The organism is Caballeronia sp. ATUFL_F1_KS39 (assembly GCF_023630985.1).
Taxonomy (GTDB): Bacteria; Pseudomonadota; Gammaproteobacteria; order Burkholderiales; family Burkholderiaceae; genus Caballeronia; species Caballeronia zhejiangensis.
The window spans coordinates 40,673-65,028 of record NZ_JALQDZ010000004.1; the positions used below are offsets into that span (position 1 = coordinate 40,673).

Sequence of the window (24,356 nt, forward strand, 5' to 3'; positions counted from 1 at the left end):
GTGGACCTTGGCGTGCGTGCTACCATTGTTCGCTAATGTCTATTCATCCATCCCGTCATTCGATCGAGCATCAATGAATTCCGAGACGCATTCAACGACACCGCCCGCGAGCATCATCATCGCTTCGCGGGAAAGCCGGCTTGCGATGTGGCAAGCCGAGCACGTGCGGTGTGCGCTGCACAAATTATATCCATCTTGCGACGTGAAAATCCTCGGAATGACGACGCGCGGCGATCAGATTCTGGATCGCACGTTGTCGAAGGTCGGCGGCAAGGGTTTGTTCGTGAAGGAGCTCGAAGCCGCGCTCGCCGAGGGCCGCGCCGATCTCGCCGTGCATTCGCTCAAGGACGTGCCGATGGAACTGCCCGAAGGCTTCACGCTCGGCGCCATCATGGAGCGCGAAGATCCGCGCGACGCTTTCGTGTCGCCGCATTACGCATCGCTCGATGCGCTGCCTGCGGGGAGCATCGTCGGTACGTCGAGCCTGCGCCGCGAGTCGATGATTCGCGCGCGCTTTCCTCATCTCGAAGTGCGGCCGTTGCGCGGCAATCTCGATACGCGTCTCGCCAAGCTCGATCGCGGCGAGTACGCGGCGATCATCCTCGCGGCGGCGGGTTTGAAGCGTCTCGGTCTGGAAGCGCGCATCCGTGCGCTGCTCGATCCGTCCGAGAGCTTGCCGGCAGCGGGGCAGGGCGCGCTCGGCATCGAGATTCGCGCGGACCGCGCCGATCTCGCCGCGTGGCTCGCACCTTTGCACGATGAAAACACCGCGCTCGCGGTCGAGGCGGAACGCGCGGTGTCGCGCGCGCTCGGCGGCAGTTGCGAAGTGCCGCTCGCCGCGTACGCCGTATGGCGCGACGGCGCGCTGCATCTGCGCGGCGCGGTGTCGATGCCCGACGGCAAGCGCGTGCTGCGCGCGGAGGAAAGCGTGCAGGCGCCCGATCTCGCCGCCGCGCTCGCGCTCGGCCAGCGCGTGTCGTCGGATCTCGAAGCGCAAGGCGCGATGGATATCGTCGCCGCGCTCAGCACCATGTCGCGCGCCGACGGCCCGAACACCGCGCCCTCGGGGCCGAAGTCCTGATGGCGAGCGAGCGCCGCGCCACCGTCGTCGTCACGCGTCCCGCCGGACAGTCGTCCGCGCTGCTCGCGCTCCTTGCGAGCGCCGGCTTCGACGCGCTGGAATTTCCGCTCATCGATATCGCGCCCGTCGCCGACGATGCGCCGCTGCGCGCCGCGCTCGACGAGCTTTTTCTGCCGCCGGAAGCGCCGGGGCGCTATGCGCTCGTCGTGTTCGTGTCGCCGAATGCGATCGATCATGCGTTCTCGCGGGTCGCCGCGCCGTGGCCCGTCGATTTGCCCGTCGCGGTCGTCGGTCCGGGCTCGGTCGCGGCGCTCGCGCGTCAGGGCGTGCACGCGCCGTCGCATCGCGTGATCAGTCCGTCGGCGCAAGCGCTCGATCCGCGCTTCGATTCCGAGGCGCTCTTCACCGCGATCGAAGCGCATTTCGGCACGAACGGTCTCGAAGGCAAGCGCGTGCTGATCGTGCGCGGCGACGGCGGCCGCGAATGGCTCGCCGAGCGGCTCGCGCAAGCAGGCGCGCGGGTCGAAAAGGCCGCCGCCTATCGCCGCGTGTTGCCGGAACCGTCGATGCAAAAGTGGGAGCGCATCCACGAATTGCTGGCCGGAGAACCGCACGCGTGGCTGCTGACAAGCTCGGAAGGCGTGCGCAATCTCGACGAGCTCGCCCACGAACATCTCACCGCCGACGAAATCGTGCTGCTCAAGCGCGCGCCGCTCGTCTGCCCGCACCCGCGCATCGCCGAGGCCGCGCGGGGAGCGGGTTTTGATAGGATTACGGTGTCCGGCGCGGGCGATGAGCGCATCGCGCACGCGCTGGAAGCGCTGTTCCCGCTCCAACGCGATCCGGAGGCTCACGCGCACGCGAGCGCATCGGCTTCGATAAATTCCTCATCCGCGCCGACGGACGCCAATCCGGCCACCGCGCCGGCCCAACAAACGGCTCAATCACGCATGACTGATTCGAACGATTCCAAGAAAGCTTCACCTCAGCCGAACGTGACACCGCCCTTGCCGCCGAACACGCCTTTCACGCCTTATGAGCAGCAGAAGAAGAACGGCGGCGCGGGCATCGTGGTGTTGTGGTTCGTCGTCGTCATTCTGGCGGTGGCGGCGGGCGCGGGCGCCTTCGTCCTGAACCGCAAGTTCGAGCGCACCGACGCGCAACTGTCGCAGCGCCTCGCCCAGTCCGACGAGCAGAACGCCGATCTGCGCGCGAAGGCCGATCAGGCCGCGAGCGCGACCACCGCGTTGAACACGCAGATCATCCAGTTGCAGGGCAAGCTCGCCGATGCCGAAGCGCACAGTCAGGCGCTGCAGCAGCAATATCAGGATCTCGCGAGCAATCGCGACGACTGGACCGTCGCCGAAGTCGAGCAGATTCTGTCGAGCGCGAGCCAGCAGTTGCAACTCACCGGCAACGTTCAACTCGCGCTTTTCGCGCTGCAAAGCGCCGACACGCGTCTTGCCGCGACCACCGGTCCGCAGGTCGTCGCGATCCGCAAGGCGATCGCGCAGGACATCGACAAGCTGAAAGCCACGCCGACGACCGATCTCACCGGTCTCGCGATCAAGCTCGACACGGCCATCGACCAGATCGACCAGTTGCCGCTTTCGGGCGAGGCGCCGATCGCCCGCGCCCGCGCGCAGGCCGCCGAGCCGGCCAACAGCGCGTCGATCGCGGCGGCGACCGGCGAGCCGCGCTGGAAGGTGCTGTGGCATCAGATCACGAACGGCATCGGCCAGCAGTTGTCGAGCCTCGTCTCGGTGCGCCGCATCGATAACGCCGATGCGATGCTCACATCGCCCGATCAAGGTTATTTCGTGCGCGAAAACGTGAAGCTGCGGCTGCTGTCCGCGCGTCTTTCGCTGCTGTCGCGCAGCGAGCCGACGCTCAAGTCGGACCTGCACGCCGCCGACGCCGCGCTCGGCCGCTACTTCGATGCCTCGTCGAAGAAAGTGCAGGCCGTGCGCGAGCTCGTGAAGCAGGTCGATCAGGCGTCGCTCGCCGTCGCCGTGCCGAACCTGAACGCGAGCCTCGCCGCCGTCCATCAGTTCAAGCGAGGCGGATGATGACGATTCGTGGACTCATCTGGCTCGCGCTGCTGTTCGCCGTCGCGGTGATCGTCGCGACCGTCGGCGGCTTCAACAACGGACAAATCCTGCTCGTGATCCCGCCGTATCGCGTGGACATGTCGCTCAATCTGTTCGCGGTCGCGCTCGTCGTGCTGTTCATCGTGCTGTACGCGATCATCCGCGCGGTGCGTGGCGTCTGGAAGATGCCGTCGCGCGTCGCCGCGTACCGCACGCGCAGCAAGATCGCGAAGGCGAATGCGTCGCTGCGCGATGCGGTCGGGCATCTGTACGCAGGCCGTTTTTCGAAAGCCGAGAAGGCCGCGCGCGATGCGTTGTCCGTCGAAGACAACAAGGGTGCGGCCGGGCTGATCGGCGCGAACGCGGCGCATCGTCTGCACGAATATGCGCGCCGCGACGAGTGGCTCGCGCAGGTTTCCGGCGCCGACTGGCAGGACGCGCGCCTGATGGCCACCGCCGACATGCGCGCCGATGGCCGCGACGCCGACGGCGCGCTCGTCGCGCTCACCGAAATGCAGGCGCAGGGCGGCCGGCGCATCCACGCGCAGCAAATCGCGCTGCGCGCGCAGCAGCAATTGAAGAACTGGGGCGAAGTGCTGAAGCTCGTGCGGATGCTGGAGAAGCGCGAGGCGCTGCATCCGGCGGTCGCGGTGCGGCTGCGCCAGGTCGCGGCGGAAAATCTGCTGCGCGATCGCCGGCATAACCCGGACGCGCTGCTCGAACTGTGGCAATCGCTGTCGGCGACCGAGCGCCAGTCGCCGCGTCTCGCCGATCTCGCCGCGGAACTGCTGATCGCGCTCGATCGTCGCGCGGAGGCGAAGAAGATCGTCGAAGACGCGCTCGCGCACAACTGGGACGCGCGGCTGTTGCGGCGTTATCCGGACTGCATCGTCGGCGGCGACGCTTTCCCGCTGATCCAGCGCGCCGAAGCGTGGCAGAAGGAACGCACCGAAGACGCCGACCTGCTTTTCACGCTCGGACGTCTCTGCCTGCATCAGCAGTTGTGGGGCAAGGCGCAGGCGTTCCTCGAATCGGCGCTGAAGCTCGCCGACAACGAACCGCTGAAGATTCGCACGCATCGCGCGCTCGCCCGTCTGCACGAACAGCTCGGCGACGCGGACAGGGCCGCGGAACATTACCGCGCAAGCGCGCTGGCGATGAACGTCGTCTGATTGCGCTCGCCTGACGCGTTCAGGAACGGGCTGCACGGGCGCGATGCTCATGCAGCCCATTTTTTTGCACGCGCTTTCCGGACCGGCGTTTTCGCGTTGTCTGTACGCCACCGCACGGCCGATGCGCGGGCAAGATGGTCTAGTTTCCTTCCACCGATACGAGGATCGAAAGAAAAGGAGGCGGCGTGAGACGGGCGCTACACACGTTGATCGGGCTTGCGCTCGTCGTTTTTCTGTCCTGGCCCGATACGTCGCATTACTTCGCGCAGGGCGTTATCACGTCCGCGCCGTGGACCGGAACCTGGGCCGCCGCGCCCGATGTCACCGCCGACCGGGGCTTCAACAATCAGACGATTCGCCACGTCGTGCGGACGAGCATCGGCGGGACGGCGGCGCGCCTGACGTTCTCCAATCTGTTCGGCACGCAGCCCGTTACGCTCGGCGACGTGCATGTCGCCCGTCGCGCGAGCGGCGCGCGGACGATCGCCGGCAGCGACAAGGCCGCGACCTTCAACGGGCAGACTTATGTGACGATTCCCGTCGGCGGCACCGTCCAGACCGACCCCGTTCCGTTTCAGGTGCCGGCGCTCGCGGACATCTCCGTGAGCTTCCATATTCCGTCGCAGACGCCGCCGGGATCGACCGGGCACGTCGAGGGCTTGCAGGACAACTGGATCGCACCGGGCGATGTCAGCGCGGACCCGGCGTTCACGGGCGGCGTCGTGAACGCGGCGGGCGAGCAGTCGTACTATTTCCTCACCAATGTCGATGTGATGAACGCTGCGGCGACGGGCGCGGTGGTCACCTTCGGCGCGTCGATCACGGACGGAATCGCGTCGACGCCCAATACGAACCGGCGCTGGCCGAACCGCCTCGCGGAGCGGCTGATCCGCTCAGGCATGACGGTCGGCGTGCTGAATCAGGGCATCAGCGGCAACGATTTCTTCACGAACGGTTCGGGCCAAGCCGGGCTGACGCGCTTCGCCCGCGACGTGCTCGCGCAGTCCAACGTCAAATGGGTGATCGTCTCCGACGACGCGGTGAACAATCTCATCAGCGGCAATCCGCCGAGCGCGCAGCAGCTCATCGGCGCGTATCAGCAACTCGTTCACCAGGCGGCTGCGGCGAAAGTGGGCCTGATCTGCTCGACGCTTACGCCGTTCGAAGGCCTCGACGAATGGACGCCCGAGATCGAGAACACGCGCCAGACGGTGAACGCTTATCTGCGCAGCAAGAGCAGCGGTTGCGATGCCGTGCTGGATCAGGCCGCGGCGCTGGGCCACCCGGCCGGCGCGCACGACTCGACGGCGTTCGCGCGCGCCTACAACAGCGGCGACGACCTTCATCCGGACGATGCCGGCATGCTGGCGATCGCCAATGCGGTCGATCTGGGCTGGTTCGCCGCGCTGCCGCCGATCAACGCGCCGACGGCGTGCGGGCGCATCGCGATGGGCGAAGGCCTTGCGGAAGGGCAATCGATCGCGGCGTGCAGTGGAAACGTGCAGGTGAACTTGCGCGGCGACGGCTATCTCGTCGCGGTGAAGGATGGCGCGACGATCTGGTCATCGCAGGTGAGCGGCACGCCGGGCGTCGAACTGCGCATGCAGGAGGACGGCAATCTGGCGATGTACGACAACAATGGCGCGACGGTCTGGCAGACGCACACGTCGGGGCATCCGGGCGCCTACGCGACTATCTTGCCGAACGGCTATCTCGTCATCTTTTCGGCGCGCGGCACCGCACTCTGGTCGAGCGAGGGATGAAGCGCCGCGCCGAGCGCTTTCAGTACGTCGGAACCGACGGATCGACCTGACGCGACCATGCGTCGATGCCGCCGTAGAGATTGAACGTCTTCGTGAAGCCGCGCGATTCGAGGAACATCGCGACCTGTGCGCTGCGCGCGCCGTGATGGCAGATGCAGACGATCTGCGCTTCGTCGTCGAGTTCTTCGCTGCGTGCGGGGATGTCGCGCATCGGAATCGACACGATGTTGTCCATCTTCGCCGTCTGGATTTCCCAGGGCTCGCGCACGTCGAGCAGAACGGGAGCGGGGCGCGACGAATCGGCGAGCCACGCGGCGAGTTCGGGTGCGGTCAGGTTTTGCATGGAGATTCCGGCAAGATGCGCGCTACCGGATAAGGCCGGCAGCGCGCTTTCGGCTTAGAACTTGAACTGCGACGGATGCACCGCGTTCTTCAGCGGCGCGACGAGCGTTTCGAAGACATCCGACACGCGGAACTGCTTTTCGTCCACGCGCGTGATGATCTGCGCCTTCATGACCGGCGCCGAGCCGACGAACGCCGCGATGCGCCCGCCGATCTTCAGCTGTTCCAGAAATTCCTGCGGCATGACCGGCAGCCCGCCCGACACGCAGATCACGTCGTAAGGCGCGCCCTGATTCCAGCCGAGCGCGCCGTCGCCGGTGATCACGTCGACGTTCGTCACGCCGTTCGCCGCGAGGTTCTGCTGCGCGAAAGCGGCGAGCTCCGGCGAGATCTCGACCGTCGTCACGCTGCGGCCGCGGTGCGCGAGCAGCGCCGCCATGTAGCCCGAGCCGGTGCCGATTTCCAGCACGGTTTCGCCCTTGTGGATCGCGAGTTCCTGCAGGACGCGCGCTTCGACCTTGGGCGACAACATGCGCTCGCCGCCAGGCAGCGGAATTTCGAGATCGGCGAAAGCGATGTTGCGGTACGCGGCGGGAACGAAGTTCTCGCGCTTGACGATCGCGAGCAGGTTCAGGACGTCCTGGTCCAGCACTTCCCACGGACGAATCTGTTGCTCGATCATGTTGAAACGCGCTTGCTCGATGTTCATGTTCTGTGTGCGTGATGGCGACCGGAGCGGCTTGCATCGCGGCCGGATGCGGGGCTAGAAAACTACGCGATTGTAGCAAATCGAAGGGTTTTCCCGCCTGCTTTGCGCCCGACCTGCGCCCGACGCGCTGGCCTCCCGTGCGGCTAATGCGGCAGGCGGATATCGAACTTGAAGGTGATGAGCCGCGCGATCAGGATGAACGCCGTCGAAAATAGCACGTTGTAGATCGTGTCGACGTCGAGCCGTTCGAGCCCGAGATACATCCAGCATCCGGCGAACGCGCAGACCGCGTACGGGCGCGAGTCGCGCAGGATCAGCGGAATCTCGTTGCAGAGCACGTCGCGCAGCACGCCGCCGAACACGCCGGTGATGACGCCCATCATCGTCGCGGTGAAGGCGGGCATCTGGGCGTCGAGTGCGATCGACGTGCCCGACACGCTGAAGAGTCCAAGCCCGATCGCATCGGTGACGAGCAGCGCGCGCTGGTCGAAGAGGCGTGACGTGACGCGCAAAAAAAGCGGCGCGAAGATCGCCATCGCGAAGATGAACAGCACGTAGTCCTGATGCTCGACCCAGTAGAAGGGCCGGCGCGAGAGCAGCACGTCGCGCACCGTGCCGCCGCCGAACGCGGTCACGAGCGCGACGAGAAACGCGCCTACCGCGTCGAGCCGGCGCTTGCGCGCCTCGATGAGTCCGGAGAAGGCGTACGCGAAAATCGCGAGCGCCTCCATGATGGTGATGGCGAGGGTGAGTCTAGGATGCACTGTCCGGCCCCGGATTGCTGTTCTTGCCGAGGCTCCGGTCCTGCGACTTGTCCTGCGGATGATTGTGATGACGCGGCGTGCCGCCCGGCTGCAGCAGCACGAGCACCGCGCCCGCGCCGCCGTCGTGCGGCCGCGCCTGACAGAACGCAATCACCTCCGACTTCTGCACGAGCCACGCGCGCACCTTGCCCTTCAGCACCGGCTCCTTGCCGATGGACCCGAGCCCTTTCCCGTGAATGACGCGCAGGCAGCGCAGCCCGCGCTTCACCGATTCGCGGATGAACTCCGCGAGCGCCTCGCGCGCTTCCTCGCGGCGCATGCCGTGCAGATCGAGCTGCGCCTGCACGATCCACGCCCCGCGCCGCAGCTTTCTGACGACTTCCTGGCTGACGCCCGGACGATAGAACGACAGCGTTTCGTCGATGTCGAGCAGGCTTTCGGGATCGTATTCGTCGGAGAGCGCTTCCTGCAGCACCGCTTCTTCGTCGCGGCGGCTCTGCAGCGGCACGGGCGGCGGCGGTACGCGCGTGACGGTCGTGCGCGGCGGCGTCTTGAGCGGCTCGATTTCGCCGATCGCGCGACGAAACTCGTCGGCATCCGCGACGGCTTCCCGCTCGGCGCGCGCCGCCGCGACCCGCTGGACTTCGCGCTTTTCGGCGTCGGCCTTCAGCGCGCCCTTCAGCGACGACAGACCCGACAGGCCTTCGCGTTTCACGGCGGCGGCGACATCGCGCGCATCCACCGGTTTTTGCGCGGGCGCGGCCGGGCGCGGCGCTTCCTTGCGACGGACTTTCGGTTCGTTCGGATGAGGGAGATTCTTCGGCATCGTTCGGCCAGCGGAATGGGTCGGGGATCGGACTCGGCGCGCCGCGCGCCGGCGCCGCCGCGTGAAACGACGGCATGCGCGCGCCGAAACGAAAACGGGCCGGCGGAGTGAACCGTGGCCCGTCGTTGCTGCATTCTAGCGGCTCGCGCCGCCCGATCAGCGGTCGGCTTCGTGGCTCATCGAATGCGGCGTCGGCGTTTCGTCGATGGTTTCGAGATAACGCTGCGCATCGAGCGCGGCCATGCAGCCCGTGCCCGCGCTCGTGATCGCCTGGCGATAGACGTGATCCTGCACGTCGCCCGCCGCGAACACGCCGGGGATGCTCGTCGCGGTCGCGTCGCCGCTCGTGCCGCCCTTCGTGATGATGTAGCCGTTCTTCATCTCGAGCTGGTTGACGAAGAGATCGGTGTTCGGCTTGTGGCCGATCGCGACGAACACGCCTTGCAGCGCGATGTCGGTCGTCTTGCCCGATTGCGTGTCCTTGATGCGCAGGCCGGTGACGCCGGACTGATCGCCGGTGACTTCGTCGAGCACGTGATTCCACTTGATGTCGACGATGCCTTCCTTCTCCTTCGCGAGCAGGCGGTCGATGAGAATCGGCTCGGCGCGGAACTTGTCGCGGCGATGCACGACCGTGACCTTCTTCGCGATGCCCGCGAGATAGATCGCTTCCTCGACGGCCGTATTGCCGCCGCCGATCACCGCCACTTCACCGTTGCGATAGAAGAAGCCGTCGCACGTTGCGCAGGCCGACACGCCTTTGCCCATGAACGCTTCTTCCGACGGCACGCCGAGATATTGCGCCGATGCGCCCGTCGCGATGATGAGCGAATCGCAGGTGTACTCGCCGGAATCGCCGATCAGACGGAAAGGGCGCTCGTTGAGCTTCGCGGTGTGGATGTGATCGAAGACGATCTCGGTGTTGAAGCGGCGCGCGTGTTCCTCGAAACGCTGCATCAGTTCGGGGCCTTGCACGCCCGACGGATCCGCCGGCCAGTTCTCGACGTCCGTGGTGGTCATCAGCTGGCCGCCTTGCGCGAGGCCGGTGATGAGCAGCGGCGACAGGTTCGCGCGCGCGGCGTAGACGGCGGCGGAGTAGCCGGCGGGGCCGGAACCGAGAATCAGCACTTTGGCGTGTTTGGGCGAAGACATGATGATGGTCCGTTATTGATGGTTTCGGATGCGCGCCTCGAGGCGCGCGAGCGATTGCCTGCGACGCAGCAATCTCGACGCCCGGTACATCCGATGAACCGTATTTGAGTGCAAAACGACGATTATAAAGGCGTCGGAAAAAGCCTTCCGAATGAACCTTTCAATCGGATTGATAGCCGCGCCGGGCCGAAACCGCGACATGACGCGCGCGTGACGAGTGTTACAGGTTGCAAGAACGCGCCGGTTTTTGCGCCTTTCACCGCAATGCAGCGTTTACAATAGTTCACCGTTCCATGCCGCTCTTGCGCAACAGGCGCGAGCCGCAAAAAAGCGATACAAAGCGACACCGAATCAATGGCCAAAGCTACCTATTCCGCGAGCCCGCAGGCATTGCCGCACCGCATGTCGCGGCTCTTCACCGAGATTCGCTGGATTCTCCAGGTCGCACTCGGACTGTTTCTCGTCATGGCGCTCCTCTCGTACAGCCGCAAGGATCCGAGCTGGACCCACGCGGTGAGCGTCGATCACATCGCGAACTGGGCGGGGCGCGTCGGCGCGTACACGTCGGACATCCTCCTGCTCGTCTTCGGGCTTTCGTCCTACTGGCTGATCGTGCTGCTCGCGCGGCGCATCATCGCGAATTATCGAAAGATCACGCATCCGCCGGTCGTCGACGAAGACGCGCCGAAAGACCGCACCTGGCTCGCCGAAGCGTTCGCGTTCGTGCTCGTGCTGCTTGCCTCCGACGGCATCGAGGCACTGCGCATGTGGTCGCTCAAGGTGCAGTTGCCGCGCGCGCCGGGCGGCGTCGTCGGCGATGTGGTCGCGCGCCATGTATCGCACGCGCTCGGCTTCACGGGCGCGACGCTGTTTCTGCTGATCGCGCTCGCGATCGGCCTCTCGCTGTATTTCCGCTTCTCGTGGCTGTCCGTGTGCGAGAAGGTCGGCGACGGCATTCTCGATGCGATCACCGGCGCGCAACTGCGCCGCGAAGCCGGACGCGATCGCAAGCTGGGCGAAGCGGCCGCGGTCAAGCGCGAAGGCAAGGTCGTGCGTTCGCGCGAGAAGAGCGAGGATCACGAGCCGGTGATGATCGTGCCCGCCGCGCCCGCGCCCGCGCGTTCCGAACGCGCCGAGAAGGAAAAGCAGGTGCCGCTCTTCAAGGACCTGCCGGGCGATTCCACCTTGCCGCCGCTCGCGCTGCTCGATCCGCCGCCGAAGACGCAGGAAACCATCGCCGCCGATACGCTCGAATACACGTCGCGTCTCATCGAGAAGAAGCTGAAGGACTTCGGCGTCGAAGTGAGCGTGGTCGCGGCGTATCCGGGGCCGGTCGTCACGCGCTATGAAATCGAGCCGGCGACGGGCGTGAAGGGCAGCCAGATCGTCGGTCTTGCGAAGGATCTCGCGCGCTCGCTGTCGCTCGTGTCGATTCGCGTCGTCGAGACGATTCCGGGCAAGAACTTCATGGCGCTCGAATTGCCGAATCAGCGCCGTCAGACGGTCAAGCTCTCCGAAATTCTCGGCTCCGAAGTCTATGCGAACGGCGCATCGCCGCTGACGATGGGCCTCGGCAAGGACATCGGCGGCAATCCGGTCTGCGCCGATCTCGCGAAGATGCCGCACTTGCTCGTCGCGGGCACGACGGGCTCGGGCAAGTCCGTCGGCATCAACGCGATGATTCTCTCGCTCTTGTACAAGGCGAGCGCGGATCAGGTCCGGCTCATCCTCATCGATCCGAAGATGCTCGAAATGAGCGTCTACGAAGGCATTCCGCATTTGCTGTGTCCGGTCGTCACCGACATGCGGCAGGCCGGCCACGCGCTCAACTGGGCGGTCGCCGAAATGGAACGCCGCTACAAGCTGATGAGCAAGATGGGCGTGCGCAATCTCGCGAGCTTCAACACGAAGATCGACGAAGCGAAGAAGCGCGGCGAAAACATTCCGAATCCGTTCAGCCTCACGCCCGACGAGCCGGAGCCGCTCACGCGTCTGCCGAACATCGTCGTCGTGATCGACGAACTCGCCGATCTGATGATGGTCGTCGGCAAGAAGGTCGAAGAGCTGATCGCGCGCATTGCGCAGAAGGCGCGCGCGGCGGGCATCCATCTGATTCTCGCGACGCAGCGTCCTTCGGTCGATGTGATCACCGGCCTCATCAAGGCGAACGTGCCGACGCGCATGGCGTTCCAGGTGTCGTCGAAGATCGATTCGCGCACGATTCTCGATCAGCAGGGCGCGGAGTCGCTGCTCGGCATGGGCGACATGCTCTATCTGCCGCCCGGTTCGGGCCTGCCTGTACGCGTGCACGGCGCGTTCGTGTCGGATGAAGAAGTGCATCGCGTCGTCGACAAGCTGAAGGAGCAGGGCGAGCCGAACTATATCGAGGGCATTCTGGAAGGCGGCCTCGCGGGCGATGGCGACGAAGGCTCGGCGGGCGCAAGCGGAACCGGCGGCGCCGATGGCGAGTCGGACCCTTTGTACGATCAGGCGGTCGAGGTCGTCATCAAGAACCGTCGCGCGTCGATATCGCTCGTGCAGCGGCATTTGCGCATCGGATACAACCGGGCGGCGCGTTTGCTCGAACAGATGGAGAACTCGGGGCTCGTGTCGGCGATGTCGTCGAACGGCAACCGCGAAATCCTCACGCCGGCGCGCGACGCGGAATGACCGCGCGTTATATGGAGAACATAAGCATGAAGCAGTTTACGGGGCGCAGTTTCGTCAAGGCATTCGGCACGGCGCTGGTTTCGGCGTCGATGCTGGTCGCATCGCACGCATTCGCGAGCGGCACGGAGCAATTGAAGGCGTTCGTGTCGCAAGTCCACGCGGCGCGCGGCGACTTCACGCAGCAGGAAATCAAGGCGCCCGGCAAGACCAACAACGGCGCGACGTCCAGGCAAGTGCCGACCAAGGGCGCAGCCTCCAGCGGCACGTTCATGTTCGCGCGGCCGGGCAAGTTCATCTGGTCGTATCAGAAGCCGTATTCGCAAATTCTCCAGGCCGACGGCGACAAGCTCTACGTCTACGACAAGGATCTGAACCAGGTCACGGTACGCACGCTCGGCGGCGCGCTCGGTGCGAGCCCGGCGGCGATTCTCTTCGGCAGTAACGATCTGGAAAAGAACTTCAACCTGCGCGACGCGGGGGAGAAGGGCGGCATCGACTGGCTCGAACTCACGCCCAAGGCGAAGGACACGCAATTCGAGACGGTCGGCATCGGCTTCAAGGACGGCAACCTGCAGGCGATGGAACTGCACGACGTTTTCGGCAACGTGACGCTGCTGACGTTCTCGAACATCCAGAAGAACCCGCCCATCAAGAGCGATACGTTCAAATTCACCGTGCCGAAGGGCGCGGATGTCATCAACGGCTGAGGTTTCAGGTCCGGCCGCGCGCGTCAGGCGTGCGCGGCTTGCATGTCCTCGACGAACGCTTCCACGATTTCCCGTTTCGCGCTGCCCGAGCGTTCAGCGCGCGTGACCATCTGAAACGCGACGCGATAGCGCATCGCTTTCGGGTTCAACGGCGCGAGCAACCCTTCCTTCACGTAGGGCGCGGCGAAATGCTCGGGCAGATAGCCGAGATGCCGGCCCGACAGCACGAGCATCGCGACGGCCTCCATGTTGTCCGCGACCGCCCCGATATTGCGCGGCGTCAGCTCGCCCGCTTCCGGCAGCGGATAGCTGCGCCACGCCCAGTCGTGCTCGAACGCTTCCGGTACGGCGACGCGTCCCGCGCGCGCGAACAGCGGATGCTCGCGTCCGCAATACGCGAGTTGATCCTCCGCGAAAATTTCGGTGTATTCGAGCGACGGCACGCGATGCCAGAAGTATCCGATCGCCATCTGGATGCGTTCGGCGAGCAGCATCTCTTCGAGTTCACCGGGCGAGCGCACGAGCACCGCGAAGCGCACGGATTCGTCGCGCTGCCGGAAACGCGCGATCGCCTCGCTGACGCGCGCGTTCGCGCTGACAGGCGTGTTGCCGATCATCCCGAGCGTCAGCGTGCCGACGAGCTTCTTGCCGACATTTCGCGCGGTCGAATCGAAGGTGTCGATGGCCGCGAGCAGCGTCCGGCACGCCTCGACGAACGGCTCGCCGCGCGAGGTCAGCGCGAAGCCGCCGCGTCCGCGCTCGCAAAGCCGGTAGCCGAGCCGCGTTTCCAGCGTCGCGAGCTGCGTGCTGATGGTCGACTGCCCGACGTTGAGCGTCGCTTGCGCGGACGAGACGCCGCCCGCATCGACGATGGCGAGAAACACGCGGATCAGGCGCAGATCCAGATCGGAAAGGTGAGTGAACATGGCCGCCGTCGATACATCGATAAATATCGATGTTAAGTTGATTTCTTCGCCATTTTATCTCTGCGGGAAAGCGGCTATTAATTGTCGGATCGACCACCCGCCGCCATTCGACGCCATGAATCCTTCCTCGCCTTCGTCGCTTTTCGCTCCAGCCGAACACTTCGATTCGCATTTCCTCGAACAGCGCGCCGAGCGTCCGCAGCCGCTTTCGGGCAATCAGATGCCGCGCTGCGGCGGCATCACGACGATGATGCGTCTGCCGCACGTTCAATCGGCGGAAGGGCTGGATGCGTGTTTCGTCGGCGTGCCGTTCGATCTCGGCACGTCGAATCGCACGGGCGCGCGCTTTGGCCCGCGTCAGGTGCGCAGCGAGTCGGTGCTGCTGCGTCCGTACAACATGGCGACGCGCGCCGCGCCGTTCGATTCGCTGCGCGTGGCTGATATCGGCGATGTCGCGATCAATCCGTACAACCTGCTCGATTCGATCGACCGCATCGAGCGCGCGTATCGCGAAATCCTGAAGCACGGCTGCAAGCCGCTGACGCTCGGCGGCGATCACACCATCGCGCTGCCGATCCTGCGCGCGATTCACGCGAAGCACGGCAAGGTCGGGCTGATTCATATCGACGCGCACGCGGACGTCAACGACACGATGTTCGGCGAGAAGATCGCGCACGGCACGCCGTTTCGCCGCGCGGTGGAAGAGGGCTTGCTCGATTGCTCGCGCGTCGTGCAGATCGGGCTGCGCGGCACGGGCTACGAAGCGGGCGATTTCGACTGGTGCCGCGAGCAGGGCTTTCGCGTCGTGCAGACGGAGGAATGCTGGAACAAGTCGCTCGTTCCGTTGATGGACGAAGTGCGCGCGCAGATGGGCGATGGGCCGGTGTACATCACCTTCGATATCGACGGCATCGATCCCGCGTTCGCGCCCGGCACCGGCACGCCGGAAATCGCCGGGCTGACGGTGCCGCAAGCGCTGGAGATCGTGCGCGGCGCGCGCGGGCTGAACATCGTCGGCGCGGATCTCGTCGAGGTCGCGCCGCCTTACGATCCGTTCGGCACGACCGCGCTGCTCGGCGCGAACCTCGCGTTCGAGTTGCTGTGCGTGCTGCCGGGCGTGGAGTATCGCGCGGCGAAATAACGCTTACGCGTAGGCGCGACGTCTGCCCGACACGAGCAGCAGATAGCACACCGCGCCGAGTGCGAGCGCGGGCAGCGTCGCGCCGAGATTCGGCAGCCATTGATTGATCGCGTGATACGCCGCGATCCCGATGCCCCACGCGATGAACGCGCTGACGTGCCACCCGCCGGAGAAGCCATAGCGGCCGTTGACATCGGCGAGCATGGCCGCTTCGATGCGGCGCTTGCGCACGATGAAGTGATCCGCCAGCACGACGCCGAAGAGCGGCGCGAACACCGAGCCGATCAGCAGCAGGAAGTTCTGATACTTGCCCATCTCGACGACGAGCGCGACGAGCGTGCACAGCGCGCCGAACGCGCACGAGAGCAGCGGCACGCTCGCGCGCGCCCAGAACGTGCCCGTCGATACGGCGGCGGAGTGGATATCGGCGAAGGCGTTGTCGGTTTCGTCGATCAGGATCAGGAAGAGCGCGAGCCCGCCGCCCGCCTGCGCGAACGCGGTCGTGAGAAGCGCATCGCCGCCGCCCGCCGCGAGCCCGTAGATCGCGCCGAGCGCATAGAACCACAGATTCGCGATGCCGTAGCCGAGAAGCGTGCCGCGGAACGCGCCGCCCGCACTCTTGCCGAAACGCGTGTAATCGGCGATCAGCGGCAGCCACGACAGCGGCATCGCGACGACCAGATCGATGCCCGCGCCGAACGCCATTTCGCCGGTGCCGGGACGCGCCATCAGCGTGGCGAGATCGTGCTTCGCGAGCAGATTCCAGGTGAGCCAGCCCGCGCCGCCGAGCAGGAGCCAGATTCCCCACGTTCGCAGAAAGCGGCGCACGAAGGAGAGCGGGCCGCTCACCGCGAGCAAGGTAGCGAGCGCGCCGAAGACGAGCGTCCAGACGAGCGGCATCGAGAGATTGAAGGATTGCTTCGCGAGCGCGTCGGCGGAATCGCGCATCACGATGATCTCGAACGAACCCCAGCCGACGAGCTGGATTGCGTTGAGCACCGCCGGCACCGATGCGCCGCGCACGCCGAGCGTCGGGCGCAGCGAGGACATCGCCGCAAGCCCCGTATCCGTGCCGACGACGCCCGCGAGCGCGAGCAGCACGACGCCGATCACCGTGCCGATGACGATCGCCGCGAGGGCGTGCGGCAGCGACAATCCCGGCACCAGCAGCGCGCCCGCCTGCGCGACCAGCAGGCCGATGCCGAGCGAGAACCAGAGCGCGAAGGCGTCGCTCGTGCCGAATGCGCGCCGCTCCGGCGGCACCGGCGTGAGCGGCGCGTAAGTCGAAGTTTCGCCGTGCGCTGCGGCGTTCGTGGTGTGCTCTTGCCCCATCGGATTGCGTCCTTATATGGATTGTTCAGGCGTGGCCCGCGTTGGTCGCGGCCCTCAGGCTGTCATAATGACCCGATTCTGCGGCCGCGCCGCGCCTTTGCCGAAGCGCGAGATTATCGCCGCGATCCACCCAACTGCGTCAATCTGCATCGCACAGCACATGTTCGAAGAAAACCGTGGCACCGTTCCGCTCGCGGAGCGCCTGCGCCCCCGCACCATCGACGACGTGATCGGCCAGAAGCATCTGCTCGGGCCGAGCAAACCGCTGCGCGTCGCCTTCGAATCGGGCGAGGCGCATTCGATGATTCTCTGGGGCCCGCCCGGCGTCGGCAAGACCACGCTCGCGCGTCTCATGGCCGATGCGTTTCACGCGCAGTTCATCTCGCTGTCGGCGGTGCTGTCCGGTGTCAAGGACATTCGCGAGGCGGTGGAAACGGCGCAGATTCATCGCGCGAACGGGCATCAGACGCTCGTGTTCGTCGACGAGGTGCATCGCTTCAACAAGAGCCAGCAGGATGCGTTCTTGCCGCACGTCGAATCGGGATTGTTCGTGTTCGTCGGCGCGACGACGGAGAATCCGTCGTTCGAGGTGAACAGCGCATTGTTGTCGCGCGCGGCGGTGTACGTGCTGAAGAGTCTGGACGCCGATGAACTCAAGGAACTGCTGGAACGCGCAACGAAGGAACTCGGCGGCCTCACGTTCACCGACGAAGCCCGCGACGCGCTGATCGGTTCCGCCGATGGCGACGGCCGCAAGCTCCTGAACAATCTGGAAATCGTCGCGCGCGCGGCGGCGCAGCAAAAGCAGACGGAGGTCGACGGCGCACTGCTCGGCAGCGCGCTCGCCGAAAACCTGCGCCGCTTCGACAAGGGCGGCGACGCGTTCTATGACCAGATCAGCGCGCTGCACAAATCGGTTCGCGGCAGCAATCCGGACGCGGCGCTCTACTGGTTCTGCCGCATGCTCGACGGCGGCGCGGACCCGCGCTACATGGCGCGGCGCATTGTCCGGATGGCGTGGGAGGACATCGGCCTCGCCGATCCACGCGGCGCGCGCATCGCGCTCGACGCCGCCGAAACCTACGAGCGGCTCGGCTCGCCCGAAGGCGAACTGGCGCTCGCGCAGGCGCTCATCTATCTCGCCGTCGCGCCGAAATCGAACGCCGGCTACAACGCGTACAACGAAGCGCGGCGCTTCGTCGGCAAGGATCAGTCGCGCGGCGTGCCGGTGCATCTGCGCAACGCGCCGACCAAGCTGATGAAGGAACTCGGCTACGGCCACGAATATCGCTACGCGCACGACGAGCCCGACGCCTACGCGGCCGGCGAGACTTATCTGCCCGACGGCATGCGCGATCCGTACTGGTACAAGCCGACGCCGCGCGGACTCGAAGGGAAGATCGGCGAAAAGCTCTCGCGTCTCGCCGAACTCGACGATGCGTGGCGGCGCGAGCATCGCGACGAGAAGAAGCGCTGAAACCGGCGCGGTCCGTTTCGCGCGCGCGCTCGCCGCGTTTCGCCGATCCCGCCCGGCGCGCGATGGCCGTGCGCTAAAATCGGCGTTTCCGATTACTTAACAAAGCAGCCCCGCCATGCTCGACATCCAAACCCTCCGCAAAGACCTGGACGGCGTCGCGAAGCGTCTCGCCACTCGAGGCTACACGCTCGACGTCGCCGCGTTCGCCGCGCTCGAAGCCGAGCGTCGCGAGATCCAGACCCGCACCGAAGAACTCCAGGCACGCCGCAACAGCCTGTCGAAGCAGATCGGCGCGATGAAAGGCCGCGGCGAGGACACGTCGGCGGTGATGGCGGAAGTGAGCGGCATCGGCGACACGATGAAGGAATCGGCGGCGAAGCTGGATGAGATCCAGAAGCGTCTGTCGGACCTGATGCTGACCGTGCCGAACCTGCCGCACGAAAGCGTGCCGGTCGGCAACGACGAGACGCAGAACGTCGAAGTGCGGCGCTGGGGCGCGCCGCGTTCGTTCGACTTCGAAGTCAAGGATCACGTCGATGTCGGCGCGCCGCTCGGTCTCGATTTCGAAACGGGCGCGAAGCTCTCCGGCGCGCGCTTCACGCTGTTGCGCGGGCCGATCGCCCGGCTGCATCGCGCGCTCGCGCAATTCATGATCGACACGCATACGGAGCAGCACGGCTACACCGAGGCGTACACGCCGTACATCGTGAATCCGGAGATTCTCTACGGCACGGGCCAGCTGCCCAAGTTCGCCGACGACATGTTCCGCGTCGAGAAAGGCGGCGACGAGAACACGGTCACGCAGTACCTCATCTCGACGTCGGAGATCTCGCTCACCAACACGGTGCGCGACAGCATCCTCGAAGCCGACGCGCTGCCGGTGAAGCTGACCGCGCATTCGCCGTGCTTCCGCTCCGAAGCGGGCTCGTACGGGCGCGATACGCGCGGCCTGATCCGCCAGCATCAGTTCGACAAGGTCGAGATGGTGCAGATCGTGGCGCCCGAGCATTCGTACGCCGCGCTCGACGAGATGGTCGGCCAGGCGGAGACGATCTTGCAGAAGCTCGAACTGCCGTATCGCGTGATTACGCTGTGCACCGGCGACATGGGCTTTTCGGCGGCGAAGACGTTCGATCTGGAAGTGTGGCTGCCGGCGCAAAACACGTATCGCGAGATTTCGAGCTGCTCGAATACCGAGGCGTTCCAGGCGCGTCGCATGCAGGCGCGCTTCCGCAATGCGCAGGGCAAGCCGGAGTTCGTGCATACGTTGAACGGCTCGGGCCTGGCGGTCGGCCGCACGCTCGTCGCGGTGCTGGAGAACTTCCAGAATGCGGACGGCTCGGTGACGATTCCCACAGTGCTGCGTCCGTACGTGCGCGGCGCGGAAAGAATCGAAGTTTCCGCGTCGGCCTGATGTTTATTTTCAAAAAGGGGCTTGGAAAGCGCGAAAGGGTTCGATATACTTTCGTTCTTCGTTGAGCAACGACCAGTTCACGAAGACCCGCAAGGGTAGACGGAGAGGTGGCAGAGTGGTCGAATGTACCTGACTCGAAATCAGGCGTACGGTTTTCCCGTACCGTGGGTTCGAATCCCACCCTCTCCGCCAAGACACAAAAACCCCGCAAGTCGAAAGGCTTGCGGGGTTTTGCTTTTGCGGCTCCGCTTCGTCGAGGCGGAGCGCGTCTTCAGGTCGTGCACCTCGCGATATCAAAGCGCAATTCGGGTTCGGGCACGCCGCCATCGTCGCTCGATGACTGCTGCACCTTCACGATCGATCCATAAGCCGAAGGCGTGAGCGTCACGAGCCACGCATTCGAGCCGACCAGCAACTCCGTCGAGCCCTGATCGCGTCGCGTCTGCGCGGACGGAATCATGCGTTGCAGACAACTCGATATATCCGACGCAGGCCGCGCCGACGAAACATGAATCACGGGTTTCGACGCACGCAGTTCGGGATCGCTCGTCGAACTGCAGGCGGCGAGGGTGGCGACGCCCGACAGCACGGCGCAAAGAGAAGCAGATCGATGCAGGTTCATAACACTCCGGCAGGTCAGAAGTCGCGCCACTAAAACACAAACGGTCGCTCATCACAAGATCGAACGACGACGGCGACGCACGCACAAACAACGCGCCCGAAGGCTCGAAATGCAGCGCCGATGCGCCTCCGCGAGCGGAGAGGCTGCGCGGGAGTGCTATCATCGGGCCCATTGTCCTCGCGCGCCGCCTGCGTCGAACATCGGCGAAAAGGCGCGCGCGAGGCGGCACGAACCCATTCGCATTGCTCAATGGCCATCACCCTCAAGACACCCGCCGACATCGAAAAGTTGCGCATCTCCGGCCGCATGGCCGCCGAAGTCCTCGCGATGATCGGCGAATACGTCCGCCCGGGCGTCACCACCGACGAACTCGACGCCATCTGCAATCGCTTCATCGTCAACGAACTGAAGGCCCTGCCCGCTAACGTCGGCTACATGGGCTTTCCGAAAACGATCTGCACGTCGGTGAATCACGTCGTATGCCACGGCATTCCGGGGGCGAAGGAACTGAAGGAAGGCGACATCATCAACATCGATGTCGCGATCATCAAGGACGGCTACTACGGCGACACGAGTCGCATGTACTACGCCGGCACACCGAGCGAGCAGGCGCGCCGCCTCACCGAAACCACCTACGAAGCGATGGTCGCCGGCATGCGCGAAGTGCGTCCCGGCGCGACGCTCGGCGACGTCGGCGCGGCGATTCAAAGCGTCGCGCATCGGGAAGGCTTCTCGGTGGTGCGCGAGTATTGCGGACACGGCATCGGCCGCGTGTATCACGAAGATCCGCAAGTGTTGCATTACGGTCAGCGTGGCGCGGGCCTGCGTCTGAAGCCGGGCCTCGTCTTCACGATCGAGCCGATGATCAATGCGGGCCGCGCCGGCACGCAGCAGTCGCGCGACGGCTGGACCGTGACGACGAAGGACCGCTCGTTGTCCGCGCAGTGGGAGCACATGGTCGCCGTGACCGACGACGGCTTCGAAGTGCTCACGCCGTGGCCGGATGGCACGGGCAGCTATGCAGCGCCATGAGCGCGCGTTCGCCATGCCGTGTGCGTTGTAAAGCACTTTCCCGGATTTAGGAATTGACGGGTTCGCCCGTTCGGTTGAAGCTATGCCGATGGCCCGAGCGCCGGACCGGCCGACAGAGCCGCACGCGTATCCCGCCTGAAAGCCAGAGAGAAATTGTCCGCATGAGCGCCCGCATGAGTCCCTCACTGACCGTCAGCCGCATCGCCGCGCAACAAGGTTCGGTCTTGCGCGAGCTTCGCACGGCATCGCTGCGCGAAGCGCCATACGCATTCGGCGAAACGCTGGAAGATGCGCTGCTCGTCGATCCGTCGTCGTTCGACGACACCGCGTCGCTGCATGCGAGTTCGCCCCGGCTCGCGACGTTTCTGCTCTACACCGAAGGTCATCCTTGCGGTCTCGTGCACGCGTACATCGAAGAGGCGCCGAACGAGCGCGCATTCGTGAGCGCGCTGTGGGTCGCGCCGGCCGTGCGGCATCTGCGTGGCGGCGAACTGCTCGTGAACGTCGCGTCGCGATGGCTCGCGCAGCAAGGCGTCGCAGAGGTGCATGCGTGGATATCCGAGGAGAACCGCACCGCGGTGCGCTTCTACGAGCGCCTCGGCTTCGGTCCCACCGGCGATCGTCGCGCGATGCCGTCTCACGAGCAAGAAGCCGAGTCGCTCTTCGTGCGCCACATGCATCCCGAAGAGGACGACTGAGGCGCCTCCGCTTCGGCTTCGTCTTCGCTTCACGCATGTTCGTCGTGCGCGTTCGTCGCACGCACTTCTCGTTTCCGATAGCTGAAATCGGTCCTAAAAATTATGGCCGTGTGCGACAACGCCTGTAAAATACGCAAAATTTTTGGCCGTTCTTATGTCGCTCAACAAAACGCCCTTCTTCGAACTGCGCAGCGGCTCCGTCGACACGCTTCTCTTCGTCGTCAAGACTCCCGACCTCGATGCCCTGCGCACTGAACTCACGCGGCGCTTCGAAGCGACTCCCGAATTTTTCGCAGGCGATGTCGTCGCCATCGACGTGCGCCGTCTCGCCGAAGGCGAACGTGTCGCGCTTGCCGATCTGGAAAAGGTGCTGAGAGACGTCCGCATGCGTCCGATCGGCATCGTCGCGCTGCCCGAGCAGACGTGGGCGATTCAATGGGCGAACGCGGGCGGCCTGCCTGTTCTCGAAGCACGTGACCGGCGCGGCGCGCCCAAGCCCTCCGTCGACGAAGCGAAGCCCAACACCGAAGCTGCCGCGGTGATCGAAGCCGCGGTCGCGAACACGCCGCCGCCGCCCGCGCTGCCGGCGCCGGCGACCATCATCGATCGTCCGCTGCGCTCGGGGCAGCAGGTCTATGCGAAGGGCGATCTCATCGTCCTCGGGCTCGTGTCGTACGGGGCCGAAGTGATCGCCGAAGGCAATATCCATATCTATGCGCCGTTGCGAGGCCGCGCGCTCGCGGGCGTGCACGGCAATCTCGACGCGCGCATCTTCTGCACCTGTCTCGAGCCGGAACTCATCTCCATCGCGGGCATCTATCGAACGACCGAGAACCCGCTGCCGGCCGACGTGCTCAGCAAGCCGGTGCAGATCTGGCTGAACGAAGAAAAACTGATGATCGAACCGCTGCGTCTGACCTGACGGGTTGCATCGATCCGCGCGCCCGATGCCCTTGGCGCGCGCTCGCAGGCAACGCAAGCGGACTTATTGACGAACACAAGGTACTTGTATGGCAAAAATCATTGTGGTGACCTCGGGAAAGGGCGGCGTCGGCAAGACGACCACCAGCGCGAGCTTCGCATCGGCGCTCGCATTGCGCGGCCACAAGACGGCCGTGATCGACTTCGACGTCGGTCTGCGCAATCTCGACCTCATCATGGGTTGCGAACGCCGCGTCGTGTACGACCTGATCAACGTCATCCAGGGCGAAGCGAATCTGCATCAGGCGCTCATCAAGGACAAGAAGTGCGAGAACCTCTACATCCTGCCGGCATCGCAAACGCGCGATAAAGACGCGCTGACTCTCGAAGGCGTCGAGAAGGTCATCAACGAGCTGATCAAGATGGACTTCGAGTACATCGTCTGCGATTCGCCGGCGGGCATCGAATCCGGCGCGCTGATGGCAATGCACTTCGCCGACGAAGCGCTCATCGTGACGAATCCGGAAGTGTCGTCCGTGCGCGATTCGGACCGCATTCTGGGCATTCTGTCGTCGAAGACCAAGCGCGCGATCGAAGGCAAGGAACCGGTCAAGGAACATCTGCTCATCACGCGCTACAACCCGAAGCGCGTAAGCGAGGGCGAAATGCTGTCGCTCTCCGACATCCAGGAAATCCTGCGCATCGATCTGATCGGCGTGATTCCGGAATCGGAAGCGGTGCTGCACGCATCGAACCAGGGTTTGCCGGCCGTGCATCTCGATGGCACGGATGTCGCGGAATCGTACAAGGACGTGGTGTCGCGATTCCTCGGCGAGGAAAAGGCGCTGCGCTTCACCGATTATCAGAAGCCCGGTTTGCTGCAACGCATCTTCGGCACCAAGTAAGGGGACGCAATGTCGATTCTTTCGTTTTTGCTGGGCGAGAAGAAGAAGTCCGCTACGGTCGCGAAGGAACGCTTGCAGTTGATCATTGCGCACGAGCGCGCGGGTGGCAAAGCCGCCGCCGATTATCTGCCGGCGTTGCAACGGGAACTGGTTGCCGTGATTTCGAAGTACGTGAAGATTTCCGATGACGATATTCGAGTCAGCCTCGAACGTCAGGACGATCTCGAAGTGCTGGAAGTGAAGATCGAAATTCCGCAGGCGTGATGCCGCGTGCGGCGCGTGCTTGCGCGCCGCGTTTATCGAAAGAGCCAGAATCTCGGGATTCTGGCTCTTTTGCTTGGCGCGTTATCGTTTGCGCGTGTCATTTCGACGCCGCCGATGCGCGGTCGATCAGCGTTTTCCGGGGCCAGAAAAAAGAACAGGCGCGAGGCTTTCGCCGGGCGCCCAAGAAACGCTCCCGCCATAAGCAGGAGCGGAGAGGAGATGAGAGCCGTGCGTTAGGTTCGACGAGCGATCCGACGAACGGCATTACCTGCTCAGAGTGCCCGCGCGGGGGAAAGTTCAACCGATTTGAAATTTTTCTGTAGGTCCGGCGTCTGATGCCGGCGCGCG

22 protein-coding genes and 1 tRNA gene are annotated in these 24,356 nt (G+C 64.9%); 15 read left to right on the top strand and 8 right to left on the bottom strand.

Annotation, left to right across the window (positions count from 1 at the left end):
- Positions 1–73: 73 nt before the first annotated feature.
- The 4 genes from hemC to NCR93_RS03670 all read left to right on the top strand — a co-directional run bounded on the left by hemC (position 74) and on the right by NCR93_RS03670 (position 6,106).
- A complete protein-coding gene (hemC, locus tag NCR93_RS03655) occupies positions 74–1,081 on the top strand; it encodes a hydroxymethylbilane synthase (protein ID WP_008351000.1) in 1,008 nt (335 codons plus the stop codon).
- Positions 1,081–3,150 carry a fused uroporphyrinogen-III synthase HemD/membrane protein HemX gene (hemDX, locus tag NCR93_RS03660; protein WP_175981743.1) on the top strand — a complete coding sequence of 690 codons (2,070 nt, stop codon included), beginning with the start codon at positions 1,081–1,083 and terminating at the stop codon, positions 3,148–3,150. The genes hemC and hemDX overlap by 1 nt, the downstream gene beginning before the upstream one ends.
- Positions 3,150–4,343: a heme biosynthesis protein HemY gene (locus tag NCR93_RS03665; RefSeq protein ID WP_175981893.1), complete on the top strand. Its 1,194-nt coding sequence runs from the start codon at positions 3,150–3,152 to the stop codon at positions 4,341–4,343. Before hemDX ends, NCR93_RS03665 begins: the two co-directional genes overlap by 1 nt.
- A gap of 185 nt (positions 4,344–4,528) precedes the next feature.
- Positions 4,529–6,106, top strand: coding sequence for a GDSL-type esterase/lipase family protein (locus NCR93_RS03670; RefSeq protein ID WP_175981745.1), 1,578 nt, complete (start codon positions 4,529–4,531; stop codon positions 6,104–6,106).
- A 19-nt stretch (positions 6,107–6,125) separates the two neighbouring features.
- Here NCR93_RS03670 and NCR93_RS03675 read toward each other — a convergent pair whose 3' ends face one another.
- The 5 genes from NCR93_RS03675 to trxB form a co-directional block, all read right to left on the bottom strand.
- A complete protein-coding gene (locus tag NCR93_RS03675) occupies positions 6,126–6,449 on the bottom strand; it encodes a rhodanese-like domain-containing protein (RefSeq protein WP_008350991.1) in 324 nt (107 codons plus the stop codon).
- Between the two features lie 54 nt (positions 6,450–6,503).
- On the bottom strand, positions 6,504–7,157 hold the full coding sequence (locus NCR93_RS03680) for a protein-L-isoaspartate O-methyltransferase family protein (RefSeq protein WP_008350990.1): 654 nt from the start codon (positions 7,155–7,157) through the stop codon (positions 6,504–6,506).
- A 143-nt stretch (positions 7,158–7,300) separates the two neighbouring features.
- Entirely contained in the window at positions 7,301–7,921 is a 621-nt protein-coding gene (locus NCR93_RS03685) for a trimeric intracellular cation channel family protein (RefSeq protein ID WP_008350988.1), read from the bottom strand.
- Positions 7,911–8,747, bottom strand: a complete 837-nt coding sequence (locus NCR93_RS03690) for a Smr/MutS family protein (protein ID WP_008350985.1) — start codon at positions 8,745–8,747, stop codon at positions 7,911–7,913. The genes NCR93_RS03685 and NCR93_RS03690 overlap by 11 nt, the downstream gene beginning before the upstream one ends.
- Positions 8,748–8,903: 156 nt before the next feature.
- A complete protein-coding gene (trxB, locus tag NCR93_RS03695) occupies positions 8,904–9,899 on the bottom strand; it encodes a thioredoxin-disulfide reductase (protein WP_008350982.1) in 996 nt (331 codons plus the stop codon).
- A 354-nt stretch (positions 9,900–10,253) separates the two neighbouring features.
- Here trxB and NCR93_RS03700 point away from each other — a divergent pair, with 354 nt between their 5' ends.
- Both NCR93_RS03700 and lolA read left to right on the top strand, forming a co-directional pair.
- On the top strand, positions 10,254–12,569 hold the full coding sequence (locus NCR93_RS03700; protein ID WP_008350980.1) for a DNA translocase FtsK: 2,316 nt from the start codon (positions 10,254–10,256) through the stop codon (positions 12,567–12,569).
- A 26-nt stretch (positions 12,570–12,595) separates the two neighbouring features.
- Entirely contained in the window at positions 12,596–13,276 is a 681-nt protein-coding gene (gene lolA / locus NCR93_RS03705; protein WP_175981747.1) for an outer membrane lipoprotein chaperone LolA, read from the top strand.
- A 23-nt stretch (positions 13,277–13,299) separates the two neighbouring features.
- Here the strand turns inward: lolA and NCR93_RS03710 are convergent, their stop codons facing one another.
- A complete protein-coding gene (locus tag NCR93_RS03710) occupies positions 13,300–14,202 on the bottom strand; it encodes a LysR family transcriptional regulator (protein ID WP_175981749.1) in 903 nt (300 codons plus the stop codon).
- A gap of 115 nt (positions 14,203–14,317) precedes the next feature.
- Here NCR93_RS03710 and speB point away from each other — a divergent pair, with 115 nt between their 5' ends.
- On the top strand, positions 14,318–15,343 hold the full coding sequence (speB, locus tag NCR93_RS03715; RefSeq protein ID WP_175981751.1) for an agmatinase: 1,026 nt from the start codon (positions 14,318–14,320) through the stop codon (positions 15,341–15,343).
- 3 nt (positions 15,344–15,346) lie between these two features.
- Here the strand turns inward: speB and cytX are convergent, their stop codons facing one another.
- Entirely contained in the window at positions 15,347–16,675 is a 1,329-nt protein-coding gene (cytX, locus tag NCR93_RS03720) for a putative hydroxymethylpyrimidine transporter CytX (RefSeq protein WP_008350973.1), read from the bottom strand.
- A 160-nt stretch (positions 16,676–16,835) separates the two neighbouring features.
- Here cytX and NCR93_RS03725 point away from each other — a divergent pair, with 160 nt between their 5' ends.
- From NCR93_RS03725 to NCR93_RS03735, 3 genes are all read left to right on the top strand, one after another.
- Complete coding sequence (locus tag NCR93_RS03725) at positions 16,836–18,152, top strand: replication-associated recombination protein A (RefSeq protein WP_034471382.1); 1,317 nt, start codon at positions 16,836–16,838, stop codon at positions 18,150–18,152.
- Positions 18,153–18,267: 115 nt separating this feature from the next.
- Positions 18,268–19,566: a serine--tRNA ligase gene (gene serS, locus NCR93_RS03730; RefSeq protein WP_175981753.1), complete on the top strand. Its 1,299-nt coding sequence runs from the start codon at positions 18,268–18,270 to the stop codon at positions 19,564–19,566.
- A gap of 101 nt (positions 19,567–19,667) precedes the next feature.
- A tRNA-Ser gene (locus NCR93_RS03735) sits at positions 19,668–19,758 on the top strand.
- 79 nt (positions 19,759–19,837) lie between these two features.
- Here the strand turns inward: NCR93_RS03735 and NCR93_RS03740 are convergent.
- A complete protein-coding gene (locus tag NCR93_RS03740) occupies positions 19,838–20,188 on the bottom strand; it encodes a hypothetical protein (RefSeq protein ID WP_034471379.1) in 351 nt (116 codons plus the stop codon).
- Positions 20,189–20,437: 249 nt separating this feature from the next.
- Here NCR93_RS03740 and map point away from each other — a divergent pair, with 249 nt between their 5' ends.
- The 5 genes from map (at position 20,438) to minE (ending at position 24,008) form a co-directional block, all read left to right on the top strand.
- Positions 20,438–21,220 (top strand): type I methionyl aminopeptidase, encoded by a 783-nt coding sequence (gene map / locus NCR93_RS03745; RefSeq protein ID WP_175981755.1) that lies wholly within the window; start codon positions 20,438–20,440, stop codon positions 21,218–21,220.
- 173 nt (positions 21,221–21,393) lie between these two features.
- Positions 21,394–21,918 (top strand): GNAT family N-acetyltransferase, encoded by a 525-nt coding sequence (locus NCR93_RS03750; protein WP_008350962.1) that lies wholly within the window; start codon positions 21,394–21,396, stop codon positions 21,916–21,918.
- A 154-nt stretch (positions 21,919–22,072) separates the two neighbouring features.
- On the top strand, positions 22,073–22,840 hold the full coding sequence (gene minC, locus NCR93_RS03755) for a septum site-determining protein MinC (protein ID WP_008350959.1): 768 nt from the start codon (positions 22,073–22,075) through the stop codon (positions 22,838–22,840).
- Between the two features lie 88 nt (positions 22,841–22,928).
- Positions 22,929–23,744: a septum site-determining protein MinD gene (gene minD / locus NCR93_RS03760; RefSeq protein ID WP_008350957.1), complete on the top strand. Its 816-nt coding sequence runs from the start codon at positions 22,929–22,931 to the stop codon at positions 23,742–23,744.
- A 9-nt stretch (positions 23,745–23,753) separates the two neighbouring features.
- A complete protein-coding gene (gene minE, locus NCR93_RS03765) occupies positions 23,754–24,008 on the top strand; it encodes a cell division topological specificity factor MinE (protein WP_008350955.1) in 255 nt (84 codons plus the stop codon).
- Positions 24,009–24,356: the final 348 nt, after the last annotated feature.

What these genes read in the sequence shown, in the direction of transcription:
- lolA (WP_175981747.1), top strand. Translation starts at nt 12,596, where the DNA reads ATGAAGCAGTTTACGGGGCGCAGTTTCGTCAAGGCATTCGGCACGGCG.
- NCR93_RS03710 (WP_175981749.1), bottom strand. Translation starts at nt 14,202, where the DNA reads ATGTTCACTCACCTTTCCGATCTGGATCTGCGCCTGATCCGCGTGTTT.
- trxB (WP_008350982.1), bottom strand. Translation starts at nt 9,899, where the DNA reads ATGTCTTCGCCCAAACACGCCAAAGTGCTGATTCTCGGTTCCGGCCCC.
- NCR93_RS03675 (WP_008350991.1), bottom strand. Translation starts at nt 6,449, where the DNA reads ATGCAAAACCTGACCGCACCCGAACTCGCCGCGTGGCTCGCCGATTCG.
- hemDX (WP_175981743.1), top strand. Translation starts at nt 1,081, where the DNA reads ATGGCGAGCGAGCGCCGCGCCACCGTCGTCGTCACGCGTCCCGCCGGA.
- speB (WP_175981751.1), top strand. Translation starts at nt 14,318, where the DNA reads ATGAATCCTTCCTCGCCTTCGTCGCTTTTCGCTCCAGCCGAACACTTC.
- NCR93_RS03740 (WP_034471379.1), bottom strand. Translation starts at nt 20,188, where the DNA reads ATGAACCTGCATCGATCTGCTTCTCTTTGCGCCGTGCTGTCGGGCGTC.
- map (WP_175981755.1), top strand. Translation starts at nt 20,438, where the DNA reads ATGGCCATCACCCTCAAGACACCCGCCGACATCGAAAAGTTGCGCATC.
- minE (WP_008350955.1), top strand. Translation starts at nt 23,754, where the DNA reads ATGTCGATTCTTTCGTTTTTGCTGGGCGAGAAGAAGAAGTCCGCTACG.
- NCR93_RS03690 (WP_008350985.1), bottom strand. Translation starts at nt 8,747, where the DNA reads ATGCCGAAGAATCTCCCTCATCCGAACGAACCGAAAGTCCGTCGCAAG.
- NCR93_RS03750 (WP_008350962.1), top strand. Translation starts at nt 21,394, where the DNA reads ATGAGTCCCTCACTGACCGTCAGCCGCATCGCCGCGCAACAAGGTTCG.
- minD (WP_008350957.1), top strand. Translation starts at nt 22,929, where the DNA reads ATGGCAAAAATCATTGTGGTGACCTCGGGAAAGGGCGGCGTCGGCAAG.
- NCR93_RS03680 (WP_008350990.1), bottom strand. Translation starts at nt 7,157, where the DNA reads ATGAACATCGAGCAAGCGCGTTTCAACATGATCGAGCAACAGATTCGT.
- NCR93_RS03725 (WP_034471382.1), top strand. Translation starts at nt 16,836, where the DNA reads ATGTTCGAAGAAAACCGTGGCACCGTTCCGCTCGCGGAGCGCCTGCGC.
- hemC (WP_008351000.1), top strand. Translation starts at nt 74, where the DNA reads ATGAATTCCGAGACGCATTCAACGACACCGCCCGCGAGCATCATCATC.
- serS (WP_175981753.1), top strand. Translation starts at nt 18,268, where the DNA reads ATGCTCGACATCCAAACCCTCCGCAAAGACCTGGACGGCGTCGCGAAG.
- minC (WP_008350959.1), top strand. Translation starts at nt 22,073, where the DNA reads ATGTCGCTCAACAAAACGCCCTTCTTCGAACTGCGCAGCGGCTCCGTC.
- NCR93_RS03700 (WP_008350980.1), top strand. Translation starts at nt 10,254, where the DNA reads ATGGCCAAAGCTACCTATTCCGCGAGCCCGCAGGCATTGCCGCACCGC.
- NCR93_RS03665 (WP_175981893.1), top strand. Translation starts at nt 3,150, where the DNA reads ATGACGATTCGTGGACTCATCTGGCTCGCGCTGCTGTTCGCCGTCGCG.
- cytX (WP_008350973.1), bottom strand. Translation starts at nt 16,675, where the DNA reads ATGGGGCAAGAGCACACCACGAACGCCGCAGCGCACGGCGAAACTTCG.